At 65.0% G+C, this 15,824-nt stretch carries 19 protein-coding genes and 1 tRNA gene; 6 read left to right on the forward strand and 14 right to left on the reverse strand.

Annotated features, from left to right (window positions below; all coding sequences use genetic code 11):
- Positions 1-1,941, forward strand: coding sequence for a class I poly(R)-hydroxyalkanoic acid synthase (gene phaC, locus ACQY72_RS01880; RefSeq protein ID WP_428155333.1), 1,941 nt, complete (start codon positions 1-3; stop codon positions 1,939-1,941).
- Positions 1,938-2,315: a hypothetical protein gene (locus tag ACQY72_RS01885; protein WP_428155335.1), complete on the forward strand. Its 378-nt coding sequence runs from the start codon at positions 1,938-1,940 to the stop codon at positions 2,313-2,315. The genes phaC and ACQY72_RS01885 overlap by 4 nt, the downstream gene beginning before the upstream one ends.
- On the opposite strand, the gene msrB is transcribed toward ACQY72_RS01885, so the two are convergent.
- The 4 genes from msrB to rplM form a co-directional block, all read right to left on the reverse strand.
- Positions 2,312-2,815, reverse strand: a complete 504-nt coding sequence (gene msrB / locus ACQY72_RS01890) for a peptide-methionine (R)-S-oxide reductase MsrB (protein ID WP_428155336.1) — start codon at positions 2,813-2,815, stop codon at positions 2,312-2,314. The two genes, ACQY72_RS01885 and msrB, sit on opposite strands and share 4 nt — an antisense overlap.
- Positions 2,816-2,855: 40 nt before the next feature.
- The gene (gene argC, locus ACQY72_RS01895; protein WP_428155338.1) at positions 2,856-3,791 is read right to left on the reverse strand and encodes an N-acetyl-gamma-glutamyl-phosphate reductase; all 936 of its coding nucleotides are present in this window, start codon (positions 3,789-3,791) and stop codon (positions 2,856-2,858) included.
- A gap of 101 nt (positions 3,792-3,892) precedes the next feature.
- Complete coding sequence (gene rpsI / locus ACQY72_RS01900) at positions 3,893-4,387, reverse strand: 30S ribosomal protein S9 (RefSeq protein ID WP_135195973.1); 495 nt, start codon at positions 4,385-4,387, stop codon at positions 3,893-3,895.
- Positions 4,388-4,389: 2 nt separating this feature from the next.
- The gene (gene rplM, locus ACQY72_RS01905; RefSeq protein WP_159851782.1) at positions 4,390-4,863 is read right to left on the reverse strand and encodes a 50S ribosomal protein L13; all 474 of its coding nucleotides are present in this window, start codon (positions 4,861-4,863) and stop codon (positions 4,390-4,392) included.
- A 266-nt stretch (positions 4,864-5,129) separates the two neighbouring features.
- On the opposite strand from rplM, the gene ACQY72_RS01910 reads away from it, so the two are divergent.
- Positions 5,130-6,530 carry an alkaline phosphatase PhoX gene (locus ACQY72_RS01910; protein WP_428155340.1) on the forward strand — a complete coding sequence of 467 codons (1,401 nt, stop codon included), beginning with the start codon at positions 5,130-5,132 and terminating at the stop codon, positions 6,528-6,530.
- Here ACQY72_RS01910 and ACQY72_RS01915 read toward each other — a convergent pair.
- Positions 6,499-7,599 carry a COX15/CtaA family protein gene (locus ACQY72_RS01915; RefSeq protein WP_428155342.1) on the reverse strand — a complete coding sequence of 367 codons (1,101 nt, stop codon included), beginning with the start codon at positions 7,597-7,599 and terminating at the stop codon, positions 6,499-6,501. The genes ACQY72_RS01910 and ACQY72_RS01915 overlap by 32 nt on opposite strands.
- Positions 7,600-7,734: 135 nt before the next feature.
- On the opposite strand from ACQY72_RS01915, the gene ACQY72_RS01920 reads away from it, so the two are divergent.
- On the forward strand, positions 7,735-7,986 hold the full coding sequence (locus tag ACQY72_RS01920) for a transglycosylase (RefSeq protein ID WP_426016771.1): 252 nt from the start codon (positions 7,735-7,737) through the stop codon (positions 7,984-7,986).
- A complete protein-coding gene (locus ACQY72_RS01925; RefSeq protein ID WP_428155344.1) occupies positions 7,986-8,180 on the forward strand; it encodes a DUF2842 domain-containing protein in 195 nt (64 codons plus the stop codon). Before ACQY72_RS01920 ends, ACQY72_RS01925 begins: the two co-directional genes overlap by 1 nt.
- 69 nt (positions 8,181-8,249) lie before the next feature.
- Here ACQY72_RS01925 and ACQY72_RS01930 read toward each other — a convergent pair.
- The 7 genes from ACQY72_RS01930 to ACQY72_RS01960 all read right to left on the reverse strand — a co-directional run bounded on the left by ACQY72_RS01930 (position 8,250) and on the right by ACQY72_RS01960 (position 12,402).
- Positions 8,250-8,326 (reverse strand) — tRNA-Pro (locus tag ACQY72_RS01930).
- Between the two features lie 59 nt (positions 8,327-8,385).
- Positions 8,386-8,793: a MerR family transcriptional regulator gene (locus tag ACQY72_RS01935; protein WP_428155346.1), complete on the reverse strand. Its 408-nt coding sequence runs from the start codon at positions 8,791-8,793 to the stop codon at positions 8,386-8,388.
- Positions 8,794-8,798: 5 nt separating this feature from the next.
- Positions 8,799-9,107, reverse strand: a complete 309-nt coding sequence (locus ACQY72_RS01940; protein WP_135196090.1) for an integration host factor subunit alpha — start codon at positions 9,105-9,107, stop codon at positions 8,799-8,801.
- A gap of 89 nt (positions 9,108-9,196) precedes the next feature.
- Positions 9,197-10,174: a beta-ketoacyl-ACP synthase III gene (locus ACQY72_RS01945; protein WP_428155348.1), complete on the reverse strand. Its 978-nt coding sequence runs from the start codon at positions 10,172-10,174 to the stop codon at positions 9,197-9,199.
- On the reverse strand, positions 10,171-11,247 hold the full coding sequence (gene plsX, locus ACQY72_RS01950; RefSeq protein WP_428155350.1) for a phosphate acyltransferase PlsX: 1,077 nt from the start codon (positions 11,245-11,247) through the stop codon (positions 10,171-10,173). The genes ACQY72_RS01945 and plsX overlap by 4 nt, the downstream gene beginning before the upstream one ends.
- Positions 11,248-11,353: 106 nt before the next feature.
- Positions 11,354-11,872 carry a DUF177 domain-containing protein gene (locus tag ACQY72_RS01955; protein WP_346496760.1) on the reverse strand — a complete coding sequence of 173 codons (519 nt, stop codon included), beginning with the start codon at positions 11,870-11,872 and terminating at the stop codon, positions 11,354-11,356.
- A 5-nt stretch (positions 11,873-11,877) separates the two neighbouring features.
- Positions 11,878-12,402, reverse strand: coding sequence for a ubiquinol-cytochrome C chaperone family protein (locus ACQY72_RS01960; protein ID WP_428156735.1), 525 nt, complete (start codon positions 12,400-12,402; stop codon positions 11,878-11,880).
- Between the two features lie 91 nt (positions 12,403-12,493).
- Between ACQY72_RS01960 and ACQY72_RS01965 the strand changes: the two genes are divergently transcribed.
- Entirely contained in the window at positions 12,494-12,973 is a 480-nt protein-coding gene (locus tag ACQY72_RS01965; protein WP_428155352.1) for an outer membrane protein assembly factor BamE, read from the forward strand.
- 74 nt (positions 12,974-13,047) lie between these two features.
- Here ACQY72_RS01965 and ACQY72_RS01970 read toward each other — a convergent pair whose 3' ends face one another.
- Both ACQY72_RS01970 and ACQY72_RS01975 read right to left on the reverse strand, forming a co-directional pair.
- The gene (locus tag ACQY72_RS01970; RefSeq protein WP_428155354.1) at positions 13,048-15,195 is read right to left on the reverse strand and encodes a sodium-translocating pyrophosphatase; all 2,148 of its coding nucleotides are present in this window, start codon (positions 15,193-15,195) and stop codon (positions 13,048-13,050) included.
- A gap of 175 nt (positions 15,196-15,370) precedes the next feature.
- A complete protein-coding gene (locus ACQY72_RS01975) occupies positions 15,371-15,805 on the reverse strand; it encodes a hypothetical protein (protein WP_428155356.1) in 435 nt (144 codons plus the stop codon).
- Between the last annotated feature and the right edge of the window lie 19 nt (positions 15,806-15,824).

Consider the following 15,824-nt stretch of genomic DNA (forward strand, 5'->3'; position numbering starts at 1 on the left):
ATGGCCAAGCTCCCGAAGACGCCGACAGACGCCGCCGAACGCCCGGCGCGCAAGGCCGGACGCCCCACGTCCGCCAAGCCCCGCCCGCCGCGCCAGCCCAAGCCGAAGCCGGCCGAACCGCAGGACGCGCCGCCGGAAACCGTCGCCGAAGCCGTGCCTGAAGCAGCTTTCCCTGGCGCAGCACAGGCCGAACTGATCGAAACCCTGTCGATGAATCTGGCCAAGGCGGCCATGATGGCCCAGAGCGCGATTGCAGAAGCCGCCCTGATCCAGGCCGACCGCCCCGCCGCCCTGTCGCCCGATCCGTTCAATGTCGCGCCCGCCATGACTTCGGTCATGACCAGCCTCGCGGCCCAGCCCGACAAGATGATGCAGGCGCAGGCCGACCTGTTCGGTCGCTATATGCAGCTCTGGTCGTCCACAGCGCGCCAGGCGGCGGGCGAAACTCCTGATCCAGCCCCCGTCGACAAGCGGTTCAAAGATCCGGCCTGGTCCGAAAATCCGATGTTCGACATGATGCGCCGGTCCTATCTGCTGACGTCGGACTGGATGAACGGCCTGATCGCGGGCGTCGAGGATGTCGATCCGACGCTGAAACGCCGCGCTCAGTTCTTCACGCGCCTGCTGACCGACGCCTTCTCGCCATCGAACTTCCTGGCGTCCAATCCCGTCGCCCTGAAAGCCCTGGCTGAAACCAGCGGCGAATCACTGGTGAAAGGGATGCAGAACTTCGCCGCCGATCTGGAACGCGGCGGCGGGTCGCTGCGCATCAGCCAAGCCGACTACGGCAAGTTCGTCGTCGGCGAGAACGTCGCCACCGCACCGGGCCAGGTCGTCTGGCGCGATGAGTTGTTCGAATTGATCCAGTACGCCCCGACGACCGAAACTCAGCACGAAATCCCGCTGCTGATCTTCCCGCCTTGGATCAACAAATTCTACATCATGGACCTTCAGCCGGCGAACTCGCTGATCCGCTGGCTGTCGGCCCAGGGCTTTACGGTGTTCGTCTGTTCCTGGGTCAACCCGGATAAGGACAAGGCCGGGTTCGGCTTCGACCAGTATCTGGAAAAAGGCATCTATCGCGCCGTCGAAAAGACGCTGGAACAGGCGGGCGCGAAGCAGTTGAACGCCGTCGGCTACTGCATCGGGGGCACCCTGCTGGGCGCCGGCCTCGCGCACATGGCGGCCAAGGGCGACAAGCGGGTCGCCAACGCGACCTTCTTCGCCGCCCAGCACGACTTCGCCGAGGCCGGCGACCTGCTGCTGTTCACCGACGAGCACTGGATCGCCGAGATCGAGCGTCAGATGGATGCGGCGGGCGGCGTCCTGCCCGGCGCGGCCATGGCCGAGACCTTCAACGCCCTGCGCTCCAACGACCTGATCTGGTCCTTCTTCATCAGCAACTATCTGCTGGGCAAGGATCCGCCGGCCTTCGACCTGCTGTTCTGGAACGCCGATCAGACGCGGATGCCCAAGACGCTGCATCTGGACTATCTGCGCCAGATGTATGGGGCAAACGCCCTGGCCCAGGGCGGCTTCCAGATCGGCGGGCTGACTGCTGACCTTTCGAAGGTGTCGATCCCGCTCTACTTCCAGGCCAGCCTCGAGGATCACATCGCGCCGATGAACTCGGTCTATCGCTCGGCCAAGCTGTTCGGAGGCGAGGACGTCACCTTCACCCTGGCGGGGTCGGGCCACATCGCCGGCGTCATCAACGCTCCGGCGGCGAAGAAATACCAGCACTGGACCAATGCGGCTCTGCCCGCGACCCTGGCCGAATGGCAGGCCGACGCGGTAGAGCATCCAGGCAGCTGGTGGGAGCATTGGGCGGCATGGTTGGGCGACCGCGCCGGGCCTCAGATTCCCGCCCGCGATCCTGAACACGGGCCGCTCAAGCCCATCGAGCCGGCGCCCGGCAGCTATGTGAAAGTGAAGTCTTGAATCGTATCGAACCCAACGCCCTGCTCGCGATCAGCACGGGGGTGGCGTTGATCTTGTTGATCATGACGGCCAGCGTCTTCGGCGAGCCGGGCAATACGGTGAAATACATCATCTCGGCCATCATCTGCTCGGCCGCCTTCGTGCTGCTGAACGGGCGCATGGCCCGGATGATGAAGCGGCCCGCCGTGCAGCCGATGATCCACCCGAACGCGCCAGGCACAGCGGTCTGGGCCGGCCTGTTTCCGCTGATCATCATCGCCATGGTGTGCGCGCCGGTTTTCTTCGCGGGTCATGACTACGGGCTGCTGATCATCATCGCCTCGGTCATCTTCGGCCTCACCGTCGATTCCGCCGTCAGGGCGCGTAGGGCCTAGGCCGCGACGAACTTCAGCGCCACGCCGTTGTTGCAGTAGCGCAGGCCGGTCGGACGAGGGCCGTCGTTGAATACATGTCCCTGATGCCCCAGGCAGCGGGCGCAGTGATATTCCGTGCGTGGAATGCCGATGGCCAGGTCGCCCTTGCGACCGATGTTGGCGGCGATCACATCATAGAAGCTGGGCCAGCCGGTGTGGGAATCGAACTTCCACTGCGACCGAAACAGCGGCAGGTCGCAGCCTTTGCAGACGAAGTTTCCGCGCCCGTGCTGGTCGTTCAAGAGACTGGAATAGGGCCGCTCCGTCCCCTCGTGCCGCATGACACGCCACGAGGCGTCACCCAGTCGGCGTCGCCAGTCGGCATCGGAGACGCGGCGATAGGGCGAGGTCGCATACTGCCCCTCCCCCGCCTCGGAGGTTTCAGGAGAACAGGCGGACAGGGCGAGCGCGCCGGCGCCCATCAGAAGGCCCCGGCGATGCACGATCAGGGACTGGGTCATGTCCTTCATACGAAGGGCGCGGCGAAATGGTTTCAGCCGCTCAGATCAGGCCGGTCGTCTCGTCCAGACCCAGCATGATGTTCAGGTTCTGCACCGCCGCGCCGGACGCGCCCTTGCCCAGGTTGTCGAGCAGGGCCACCAGCCGCGCCTGCTCGCCATTGCGGTCGCCGAAAACGTGCAGACGCAGGCGGTTGGTGCCGTTCAGGCCTTCGGGTTCCAGACCCGACAGGGCCTCGGTCTCTTCCAGATCGGCGACCTCGACGAAATGCTGTCCGTCATAGGCTTCGACCAGTGCGCCGTGGAGGCGTTCGACGGACGGCGTTTCAGGCAAGGCGGCCAGATGCAACGGAACCTCGACCAGCATGCCCTGACGATAGTTTCCGACCGCCGGCGCGAACAGCACGTCGCGGCTCAGCCCCGTGTGTTTCGTCATCTCCGGCACATGCTTGTGCTTCAGCGACAGGCCATAGGCGCGGTAGGCGGTCGCGGCCTCAGGCGCCTCGAACTCGGCGATCATCGCCTTGCCGCCGCCGGAATAGCCCGACAATGCATTGACCGAGACCGGATAGGTCGCCGGAACCAGCCCCGCCTTCACCAGCGGCCGCATCAGGCCGATGAAGCCGGTGGGATAACAGCCGGGATTCGACACGAACGAAGACCGTGCGATCAGCGCACGCTGTCCCGCATCCATTTCCGGGAAGCCATAGGCCCAGCCCGGCGCGACCCGATAGGCGGTCGAGGCGTCGATCACCTTGACCGACGGGTTCTCGATCATGGCCACGGCTTCTCGTGCCGCATCGTCAGGCAGGCATAGAATCACGGCGTCAGCGCCGTTCAGGGCCTCGCGCCGCGCATCCACGTCGCGACGACGATCGCCAAGCAGGACCAGTTCTAGATCCGGGCGCGCTTGCAGCCGCTCGCGGATCTCCAGCCCCGTGGTGCCGGCCTCGCCGTCGATGAAGATGGTGTGGGTCATAGGCTGCTCCTGACCGTCCTCCCTTGCGGGAGAAGATAGACAAGAAAAAGGGCGCTCCGGGTCTCCCCGAAGCGCCCCAAATCCAAACCGCGTGAACGCGATTAGCGCTTCGAGAACTGGAAGGAACGGCGAGCCTTGGCGCGGCCGTACTTCTTGCGCTCGACGACGCGGCTGTCGCGGGTCAGGAAGCCGTGCGGCTTCAGGACCTTGCGCAGTTCCGGTTCGAAGTGCGTCAGGGCGTGCGACAGGCCGTGGCGGATGGCGCCGGCCTGGCCCGACAGACCCGAACCTTCGACGGTGCAGATCACGTCATACTGGGTGGCGCGGTCCGAAACGGTCAGCGGCTGGGCGATCATCATGCGCAGCACGGGACGAGCGAAATACTGCTCCTGGTCCTTGCCGTTGACGGTGATCTTACCGGTGCCGGGCTTCACCCAGACGCGGGCGATCGCGTTCTTGCGCTTGCCGGTCGAATAGGCGCGGCCCTGGGCGTCCAGCTTCTGGACATAGACGGGTGCGTCGTTCTCGACCGAAGAGCTCAGGCCCTTCAGGGCGTCGAAGCCGGTGGCGGCGGTGTCTTGCGTCGCGTCAGTCATGCTCAGGCGCTCCGGGTGTTCTTGGGCGACGCCGACGCAAAGTCGATCGTTTCCGGTTGCTGGGCTTCGTGTTCGTGTGCGCCGCCGGCGAACAGGCGCAGGTGCGTCATCTGCTTGCGGGCCAGCGGGCTTTCTTTCGGCAGCATGCGCTCGACGGCCTTCTCAAGCACGCGCTCGGGGAAGCGACCGCCCAGAACCTTCTCCGGGGTCGTCGACTTGACGCCGCCCGGGTGGCCGGTGTGGCGATAATAGACCTTGTCGGTCGACTTCTTGCCGGTGAACACGACCTTGTCGACATTGGTGACGACGACATAGTCGCCGCAGTCAACGTGCGGGGTATAGTCGCCGCGGTGCTTGCCGCGCAGACGGTTGGCGATGAAGGTCGCGAGGCGGCCCACCACGACGCCTTCGGCATCGATGTGGATCCACTTCTTCTCGACCTCGGCCGGCTTCAACGAAGCCGTAGTGCTCTTCAGCATGAGGGGGTTCCTGGAGACGAAAATCGGGTCCGGCCCCCGAGGGAACCGAATGAAGGCGCGCTGATACAGGAGACGATTGGTCGCGTCAACGCGTTCTAATGCGTCACAATCAACACAAGATACTGTTATTGTTAGTTATTTTAAATACGGTATTAAAATACCCGATACATTTTGGCTTTCAGCGTTACGAAATAACGCCTTTCGTCATCAAACTATGACCATTCCGGGCCATCCGGGGGCCGATCTTCTCTCGGAGCCCTCTCATGATCCTTCACCGTCGCGGCCTGATCGGCTCCAGCGCCGCCCTCGCCTTCTCGGGCCTGGCCCACAGCGTCCAGGCCGCCGCCGAGGAAACCTACGTCAACGAGGTCGAGGGCTACGGTCCGCTGAAGCGTGATCCCAACGGCATGCTCGACCTACCCGACGGCTTCTCCTACCGCATCGTGTCCCAGGGCGGCGAGACCATGGCCGATGGCCTGCTGGTCCCCGGTCAGTTCGACGGCATGGGCTGTTTCGCCCTTGATGGAGGCCGTGTCGCCCTAGTCCGCAACCACGAGCTAAAGGGTTCGTCCGCCGCCCACCGCAACTGGGGCCCCGGCGGCTACAACCAGCAGCGCATCGGCCTATTGGACACCGGCCGCGCCTATGACACCTATAAGGACGGCCGCCCCCTGCCCGGCGGCACGACCACGGTCGTCTATGACATGGCGACCGGCAAGACCGAGCGCCAGCACCTCAGCCTGGCGGGCACCAGCACCAACTGCTGCGGCGGCCAGACGCCATGGGGTTCATGGCTGACCTGCGAGGAGACGGAGGAAACGCCCGCCGACGCCGACGTGACCAAGGAACACGGCTATGTCTTCGAGGTGCCGGCGCGCGCTGAAGGCTTGGTCGATCCTGTCCCGCTGAAAGCCATGGGCCGGTTCGACCACGAGGCGGTCTGCGTCGATCCCCGCACCGGCATCGTCTATCTGACGGAGGACCGGGCCGACGGCCTGTTCTATCGCTTCATTCCCGACACGCCCGGCGAACTGATCAAGGGCGGTCGGCTTCAGGCCATGGTGCTGCGTGATCATAAGGGCGTCGATACCTCCAACCATGACGCCCGCGTCTGGTCGGTCGGCGACTGGCTGAGCGTCGATTGGATCGACATGGTCGACATCGAGAGCCCGCAAGGCGACCTGCGTCAGCGCGGCCATGCCGACGGCGCCGCCCTGGTCGCGCGGGGCGAAGGCATCTGGTGGGGCGACGGCGAAATGTATCTGACCGCCACCTCGGGCGGCCCGATCCAGCGGGGCCAGATCCTGCGTTACGTCCCCTCGCCCGACGAAGGCCGCCGCGGCGAGACGCGTCGTCCCGGCCGCCTCCAGCTGTTCGTCGAAAGCACGAACGAGAAGACGCTGAACATGGGCGACAACATCACCATCGCGCCGTGGGGGCATCTGATCGTGTGCGAGGACAACTATTCCAGCGCGATCCGCAATCACCTGAAGGGCGTCACCCCAGACGGCAAGATTTACACCCTGGGCCGCAACGTTTTTCAGGGGAACTCGGAGTTCGCGGGCGCGGTCTTCTCGCCCGACGGCGGGACATTGTTCGTCAACATCCAGTATCCCGGCGTGACCTTCGCGATCACCGGCCCATGGAACGCGGTCCGGACATGAAGATGCGAGGCTGAGCCCGCAACACCAGCCATAGGTTCGCCGTCGCCACGGCCAGCACGACGGCGGCCCCGCCCTGGTGCAGCACGCCCAGCCACACTGGAACGGCGTGCATCAGGGTGACGATCCCCAGCAGGGCCTGGAACCACACCACACCCGCTAGGGTGAAGGCGGCCAGGCCCATCCCCTCGGCCACGCGCCAGCGCCAGGCTTGGAAGGCATAGATGCTGACGGCGATCAGCAGCCCATAGGCCAACAGCCGGTGATTGAACTGCGTCAGGGCCTGGTCGTGCAGGAAGGCGCTCGCCCCCAGGCTCCAGTCCGCGGGCGGTAACACAGCGCCATTCATCAGCGGCCAGTCGGTATAGACCAGTCCGGCATGGCCGCCCGCGACCAGGGCGCCCAGCAGGCACTGCACGAAGACCGCGCCCAGCAGGAAGCCGGCCCCGCGCGCCCAGCCCGCAGGAGGACGCCCGTGGTCCTCGCCGTTCCACGCCTCAAGCCCGGTCCAGATCAGGGCGGCGAACAGCACGAAGGCCAGACCCAGGTGCGTCGCCAACCGCTCTGGCGCGACGCTGACCCGCTCGGACAGGCCGCTGGACACCATCCACCAACCGATCAGACCCTGCAGGCCGCCAAGGGCCAACAGCACCACACAGCGCCAGATCAGCCGGTCAGGCATGGCCCACTGGCGGAACAGCGAGCGCGGCGGGGCGATGCGGCACAGCAGGAAGAAGATCAGCGGCAGGGCGAACACCATGCCGATCAGACGGCCGATCAGCCGGTGCAGCCATTCCCACCAGAAGATGCCCTGAAACTCGCCCAGGCTCATGCCGGCGTTGATCTGGGCGTACTGGGGGATTTGCTTGTATTTCTCGAACGCCTCGGCCCACTGGGTCGCGTTCAGCGGCGGGATGGCCCCCATGATGGGCTGCCATTCCGTGATCGACAGGCCCGATCCCGTCAGGCGGGTGATGCCGCCTATGACGACCATCAGGAAGACGATGGCCGCCGTGGCGAACAGCCATACGGCGACGACGCGATTGCGATCTGGATTTCCGAAACGGTTCATTCGACGCCTGACGCTGACCCGGATATGCTGTCGCGCTCGACCATGACCAAATCGCGACCGGTGCGGTATGCCCCCCTGGAGCGACAAGATCGAGTCGGATTGAGTTAACGGCGCTGACGCCGCAGGAGATCAGGGTTGCAATACGCCGATATCGCCGCCGCCGTTGTGGGCGGCCTGCTGCTGGCCTGGATCGCGGACCTTCTGACGGGCCGTCGCGGCTTTGGCGGCACCAGCCTGGTGTCCGGTGTCGGCCTGGCCTGCGGCTGGTTCCTGGCCGTGCGCGTCTTCGCGATCAGTACGATGGACAGTTGGGTCTGGGTGCCGTGGGCCCTGGTCGGATCGGGCTTCTGTCTGGTCGCCTTCTTCCTGTTTCGGAACAAGCGCTGATGCCCCCGCGCCTACGTCGCTTCGTCGCCGCGATCGGCGTCCTGGCCTTCCTAGTCTTCTGGGTCTGGGGCTTGATCGCGCTTCGCGGAATGCTGCCGCCGTCGCAATGGATAGACTTCCTGTTCTTCGGCATCGGCGGCACCGCCTGGGGCCTGCCGCTCATTCCGCTGCTGAAGTGGGCCGAGCGCGGCTGAGTCAGGCCCAGATACGGCGATGGGGCCGCCCGTAAGGACGACCCCACCATCATCATTCTTTTACAAGAATGGTCGGAGCGACAGGATTCGAACCTGCGACCCCTTGACCCCCAGTCAAGTGCGCTACCAGGCTGCGCCACGCTCCGAAGGCGCTCCCTATAGACGGGGGGATCGTCGTCCGCAAACGCTAAAACGACTTTTCCACCTACCTTGAAAGAACCGCGTCCAGACGGGCCTTCGCCTGCTCCAGATCGGCGAGAACCTGCTGCAAATTCGAGGTTTCGAGGCGAACTGCGTCGGATGCCGCAGGGCTGATCGCAACGTCGCGGTCCTCGATCAGGGCGGCGGCTTCAGCCCCGATCAGCTTTTTCAGCCCCTGTTCCGTGTGCAGACGCTGGACTCCGCGAATCGTCAGGCCGTCATCGTGCAGCAGCCGCTTGACCGCCTTGAGCACAGCGATGTCCTGAGGACGATAGAATCGCCGCCCGCCAGCGCGTTTCACCGGCGTCACGAAGGCGAACTTGGTTTCCCAGAAACGCAGCACATGCTGGGGCGCGCCAACCTCTTCGGCCGCTTCGGAAATGGTGCGAAAGGCGTCGGCGCTTTTGGCCACGCCCGTCAGTCCTCGACGACGGCGTCGTGAACCCGGCTCTTCATGATCTGCGAGGCGCGGAAGCTGATGACCCGGCGCGGATTGATCGCCGCCGGTTCGCCGGTCTTGGGATTGCGGCCCATGCGGGCGCGTTTCTCGCGAACCTGGAAAACACCAAAGCCGGATAGTTTCACCGTCTCGCCGCGTTCCAGCGATTCGACGATCAGTTCGAGGGTGCGCTCCACCAGGCTGGAGCACTCCTGACGCGACAGGCCGACCTCGTTGTGCACAGCCTCGCACAGGTCAGCGCGCGTCACGGTCTGTTGGCCTGCCATCGTATCCCCGCTCATGCGATCCGCTCGCATTCATAGGGCCGCAAAGGCCCCGAAAAATCAATGCCCATGGCCGATTTAAAGTCGCCGCCTCAAAGCCTCAGGGCGCAGGCGCCCCAAGTCAACCCGCCGCCCATGGCTTCCAGCAGGACCATGTCGCCCTTCTTGATCCGACCATCCTTGATCGCGGCGTCCAGCGCCAGGGGAATGGAGGCGGCCGAGGTGTTGGCATGGGTCGCGACGGTGGAGATCACCTTGTTCTCGTCCAGACCCAGCCGGTCGCCGACGCCCTTGATGATGCGCTGATTGGCCTGGTGGGGCACGAACCAGTCCACGTCCGCAATCTCGATCTTTGCAGCGGCGCAGGCGGCGGTGATGCCCTCGGCGATGTTCACCACAGCGTGACGGAACACCTGGTTGCCGGCCATGCGCAGATGACCGACCGTTCCGGTCGTCGACGGGCCGCCATCGACATACAGCAGATCGGTCTTGGAGCCGTCGGCGCGCAAGGCGAATCCCAGCATGCCCTGGTCGTCGGACGTCCCCTGCCCTTCGCGCGGCTCCAGAACCACGGCGCCGGCGCCGTCGCCGAACAGGACGCAGGTGGTCCGGTCGGTCCAGTCCATCAGCTTCGTCATTTCTTCGGCCCCGATCACCAGGGCGCATTTCGACAGGCCGCGCGCCACGAAACCGTCGGCGACGCTCAAGGCGTATACGAAGCCCGAACACACGGCCTGAACATCAAAGGCGATGCCCACGCCGGCGCCCAGCTTGGCCTGAACGATCGAGGCGACGGCCGGGAAGGTCATGTCGGGTGTGGTCGTGGCCACAATGATCAGATCGACATCCGTCGCCGCCTTGCCCGCATCGGCCAGCGCCTTCTTGGCGGCTTCGACCGCCAGGTCGCTGGTCGGCTGGTCGTCGCGCGCCTTGTGGCGCTGCTTGATGCCGGTGCGCTCCTGGATCCATTCGTCGGACGTATCGACGAACTTGGCCAGGTCGGCGTTGGTGACGATCTGTTCCGGCAGATAGGAACCGACGCCGGTCACGGCGCTGCGGGTGACGCTCACTGGAGGGGTTCTCCCACGGATGCGGCGGGCTTGGCGGCATGATCGAACACCGCGTCCAGCTTGCCCAGGTTGTCCCCCACCTTGCTCATATAGTCGCTGCGGGCCAGATCGACAGCGATGCGGATCGCATTGCCGAAACCCTTGGCGTCGGCGCCGCCGTGGCTCTTCACGACGATGCCGTTCAGACCCAGCAGAGGTCCGCCGTTGATGGTGCTGGGATCGATCTTCTGACGCATCTTCTTCAGCGCCGGCATGGCGATGACGGCGCCCAGCTTGGATTGCAGGTTCGAAGTCAGGGCCTCTTTCAGCAGGGCCGAGATATAGCGCGCCGTGCCCTCGGCGGTCTTCAGCGCGATATTACCGGTGAAGCCGTCGGTGACGACCACGTCCACCGTGCCCTTGGCGATGTCGTCGCCCTCGACGAAGCCATGATAGTTCAGGTCGAACGGGCCGTCGCGCAGGATGGCGTGCGCCTCCTTGACCTGCTCGTTGCCCTTCATGTCCTCCGAACCGACGTTCAGCAGGCCGATGGTCGGACGCGCGATGCCGCGCACCGCGGACTGGAAGGCCTCGCCCATAATGGCGAACTCAACCAGTTGTTCGGCGTCGCTGCCGATATTGGCGCCGACGTCCAGAACCGCCGTATGGCCTTTGAAGGTCGGCCAGCTGGCGACGATGGCCGGCCGCTCCAGCCCCGGCGCGGACATGCGCAGAATCAGTTTCGAGATCGCCATCAGGGCGCCGGTATTGCCGGCCGAGACGACGCCGCCTGCCTGTCCCGTCTTCACCGCCTCGATGGCGTTCCACAGACTGGAGCCCTTGCCGCGCCGCATGGCCTGGGCCGGCTTCTCGTCCATGGCCACGACCTTGTCGGTGTGACGGATTTCGCAGATGTCAGCCGTCAGGCCGCAGCGCGCCAGTTCAGGGGCGATCTTGGCCTCGTCGCCGTGCAGCAGGAATCGAACGCCCTCCCCGTCATGGGCGCGGATGTAGCTGCGGATGCCGGGAACGACGACGGATGGCCCGTGATCGCCGCCCATGGCGTCAAGCGAGATCGTAACTGGGGCTGGCAAATGGACCTCGTTTGGCCGCGTCGTCTTGTCGCGCGACGCTTGGCAGTATGCGCTGAACGATAGCGCCGAAGCCGGGGGATGCAACCACCCGGCCCCTGCGTCAACCTCAGCCTTTATCGTCCTGAGATTTAAGCGCCTTCAAGGCGGCGAAGGGTGAAATCTCGCCCGGCTCCTCCGGTTGCACGAATTCCGCGCCCGGCTTGCGCGGGAAAGGATCCAGCGACAGCACCAACTGTTCGACCGCATATTGGCCCAGGTCGATCTTGCCGTCCTCGATCACATCCGCGTCTTCCTCGTCCAACGTGACCTCGATCTCCTCAGTCTCCTGAGGCTTGGCCTGGATCAGCTGGATGGAAAAGCGGCGATCCACATCGACCGGCAAAGGCTCAAGCGTCAGGCCGCAGGACTGAACGGCATGGGCCGTGATACGGCCTTTCAATGTCCACTCGCTGGTGGACGGGGTCGGCTTCACGTCGAAATCCACCACGAAGTCGTCGAGCCCTTGCAGGTCCAGGGCACGCGCGATTCGCTTGCATGTGTCCGCGTCGGGTTCGAGCTTCCGGTTCAATCCGGCCCCGATCTGATTGACCCGCACGGTCTCGCTGTAGGGGAGCGTCACGCTCATCTGTCTCAAACTTCCGCCCAGGCCGGCGTCGCCAGCACCTTGTTGAAATCCTGCGCCGCCAGAGCCGCGCGTGTGGTCAGCGCATAGCGCGCCAGTGTTTCCGCGTGCGCCGCCTGCGGCTCCGCATAGACATTCTTCGCCATCGCCTCGGCCAATGCGTCCGCATCGTCGGCGCGCAGCGGCTGCTCGTAGGCGTTCATCCGCCCGTAGAGCGCCTCGCCCAGTTTTCGCATCTTCTTGCCGACGGCGACATCGCCCACGCCCTCTTCGCGCAGGGCGTGATCCAGCGCCGAGACATAGACGTCGAACACTGCCTGGCCCGCATCCTGGCCCTGGGCCGTATTCTCGTCGCGTAACCGCAGCACCAGCAACAGCACATGCAGCGTGTAAAGCTCGAATCGGGCGTCGATGCGGTCAGCGACCCCCAGCCGCGTGTAGAAAGCCGGATTGCGTGCCTGGCTGACGGCCTTGGCGTACAGATCGTCGCCGATACGGACGCCGGGTCGGAGTTTGAACAGGTTTTTCAGCATGGGTTTCAACGGCCCCTTTTCCGCCGCGCCGTTGAACTAGGACGCAGGTCCGTCTAGGTCAAAGACCTTGTTCTCTCGCAGGCGCCCGACCATGTCCCGTTTCGTCCCGCTTTTCGTCGCTGTTTCGCTGGCTGGCCTGTCCGCCGCCTGTGCTCCGACCATCGGCTCCAACGGCTTCCAGGCCATCGACGCCAAGCCTCAGGACGTTGTCGCCGGCACCGACACCAAGGAAACGGTTCTGGCCAAGCTGGGTTCGCCCTCGACCACCTCGACGTTCGAGCCTGATGAGGTCTGGTACTACATCAGCCAGACGACCGAGAAATACACCTACAACCTGCCCAAGGTCTCCACCCGCACCGTGACGGAGATCACCTTCGTTCCTCAGGGCGATCAGGTCGCGTCGGTCCGCACCCTGGGCCTGACGGACGGTGAGCAGATCGCCATGAACCGCAACGAGACGCCAACGCGCGGCCGCGAGCTGACAGTCCTGGAACAACTGCTCGGTAACGTGGGTCGCGGCCAGCTGCCCCGGACCGACGAAGACACGCCGGGTCAGCGTCGCCCCGACTAAGGCGACCTTCTTCCCAAACAAAGACGCCCCGGAGATCGCTCTCCGGGGCGTTTTCGTATCGGCAGTCTGACGACCTAGCCGATATTGCCGCTCGCCAGCACCGCCAGAAGAAGCAGGGCGACGATGTTGGTGATCTTGATCATAGGATTCACCGCCGGACCGGAGGTGTCCTTATAGGGATCGCCCACCGTATCGCCGGTCACGGCCGCCTTGTGGGCCTCGGATCCCTTGCCGTGGACGACGCCGTTCTTGTCGGTGAAGCCTTCCTCGATCACCTTCTTGGCGTTGTCCCAGGCGCCGCCGCCCGAAGTCATCGAGATGGCTACGAACAGGCCGGTGACGATCACGCCCATCAGCATGGCGCCCAGGGCCGCAAAGGCGTTGGCCTTGTCCGAGATGCCCAGGATGGCGACGAACAGGACGATCGGCGACAGCACCGGCAACAGCGACGGCACGATCATCTCGCGAATCGCCGCCTTGGTCAGGATGTCGACCGCCCGGCCGTATTCCGGCTTGACCTCATAGGTCATGATGCCGGGGTTCTCGCGGAATTGGCGCCGCACCTCGGCGACCACAGCCTCGGCCGCACGTCCCACCGCCATCATCGACATGCCGCCGAACAGGAAGGGCAGCAGCCCCCCGAACAGCAGACCGACGACGACGTAGGGGTTGGTCAGATCGAATGCGATAGGCCCCATATTGGCGAAGAACGGATAGTCCGCCGGATTGGCCGAGAAATACTGCAGGTCCGACGTATAGGCCGCGAACAGCACCAGCGCGCCGAGGCCCGCAGAACCGATGGCGTATCCCTTGGTCACCGCCTTGGTCGTATTGCCCACGGCGTCCAGCGCATCCGTCGAATGCCGCACGTCGCTGGGTAGACCCGCCATTTCGGCGATGCCGCCAGCGTTGTCTGTCACAGGCCCAAAGGCGTCCAGCGCCACGATCATCCCCGCCACGCCCAGCATGGTCGTGGTGGCGATGGCGATGCCGAACAGACCCGCCAGCTGGAAGCTGGCGACGATGCCGACGATGATGGTCAGGGCTGGAAGGGCCGTGGATTCCAGCGACACCGCCAGCCCCTGGATGACATTGGTGCCATGACCGGACACCGAGGCGTTGGCCACCGACTGCACGGGCCGGAAGTTCGAGCCGGTGTAGTATTCGGTCACCACCACGATCGCCGCCGTCACTGCCAGCCCGACCATGCCGGACCAGAACAGCGCCATCGGCTGGATCTCCAGACCGCTGGCCGTCACGATCGGCCCCGTCACCATCTGGTTTATCACCCACCAGACCGCGCCGATGGACAGGACGCCGGTCACGATCAGGCCCTGATACAGCGCCCCCATGATGTTCTGGCTCTTGCCCAGTCGCACGAAGAAGCTGCCGATGATGGAGGTGACGATGCACACCGCGCAGATCGCCAGAGGCAGGACCATCATCACATCGACATAGGGTTGTCCCCGGAAGAAGATCGCCGCCAGCACCATGGTCGCGACGGTCGTCACCGCATAGGTCTCGAACAGGTCAGCCGCCATGCCGGCGCAGTCGCCGACATTGTCGCCCACATTGTCGGCGATGGTCGCGGCGTTGCGAGGATCGTCCTCGGGGATACCCGCCTCAACCTTGCCCACCATGTCGCCGCCCACGTCGGCACCCTTGGTGAAGATGCCACCGCCCAGGCGCGCGAATATCGAGATCAGCGAGGCGCCGAAGCCAAGTGCCACCAGCCCATCGATCACCTCGCGGCTGGTCGAGGCCAGCCCCAGATGGTGGGTCAGCACGATATAGTAGCCCGACACCCCGATCAGGGCCCCGCCCGCCACGAACATGCCGGTGATGGCGCCCGAGCGGAACGCCAGGTTCAGTCCCTTGGACAGGCTTTCGGACGCCGCCTGGGCCGTGCGCACATTGGCCCGCACCGAGATCAGCATTCCGGCATAGCCGGCCGCACCGGACAGGACGGACCCGATCAGGAAGCCGATGGCGGCGTAGATGCCGATCAGGAAATAGGCGGCGATCAGGATCACGATCCCGACCATGGCGATGGTCAGATATTGCCGCTTCAGATAGGCGGACGCGCCTTCCTGAATCGCGGCGGCGATCTCTCGCATCTTGTCGTTGCCGGTGCTCGCCTTCATCAGCACGGCGGTCTGAGCGGCGCCATACAGCACCGCCAGCACACCGGCCGCGAAGACCAGCGTAAGTGAGTTCGTCATTGGCGTTTCCATGCCCTTGCAAACAGGCGCGCAGGCCTTGGCGCGGTCGGGCGTTATCGCCTCTGTCCGCCTTCCGGTCCCCCCGCACGCGGCGAACGCGTCAGTGCGTTCTTTGGGATTTGCAAGAGTAGCGTGTCATGGCCTTACAGGTCGCGCAACCGTGATCGACGAGAGCTCAACGCGTCGTCGGCATGCCTGTGCGGCGTCTGGGGCTTTGGGACACGACTTCGACGCCGGTGATCGAGCCTCGTCCAGAGATCGCGTTCGCGGCGGCCACGACGGCGGCGGACAACGCCTGCTCGTTCAGCCGGGTCCAGTCGCCCGCGACGGTGAACGGCGTCCGATGCGCGGCCTTGACCAGGGCGTCACGGAAAAAGGCCTCCTTGGGTCGCATCTGCTCGACGGTCTTGCCCCGTCCGAGCTGGAGGCGCAGCGCCACGAAGACGTAGTTCCTCAATCGGCCGCCCTCGATCACGGGCAGGCCAAGCCCGGCGATGCTCAGCGCGGCAGGCGCGGCGGGCGCGTCGCTGCTGCTCGATGCGGTTGCGGATGTGGCGGCTGCCCCTGCGAGAGCGGCGGTTCCAGCGGCGATCAGGGAGCGACGGTTCATCCGTCGCTTATGACGCAAG

The sequence above is a fragment of the Brevundimonas sp. genome (assembly GCF_965279155.1).
Lineage (GTDB): Bacteria > Pseudomonadota > Alphaproteobacteria > Caulobacterales > Caulobacteraceae > Brevundimonas.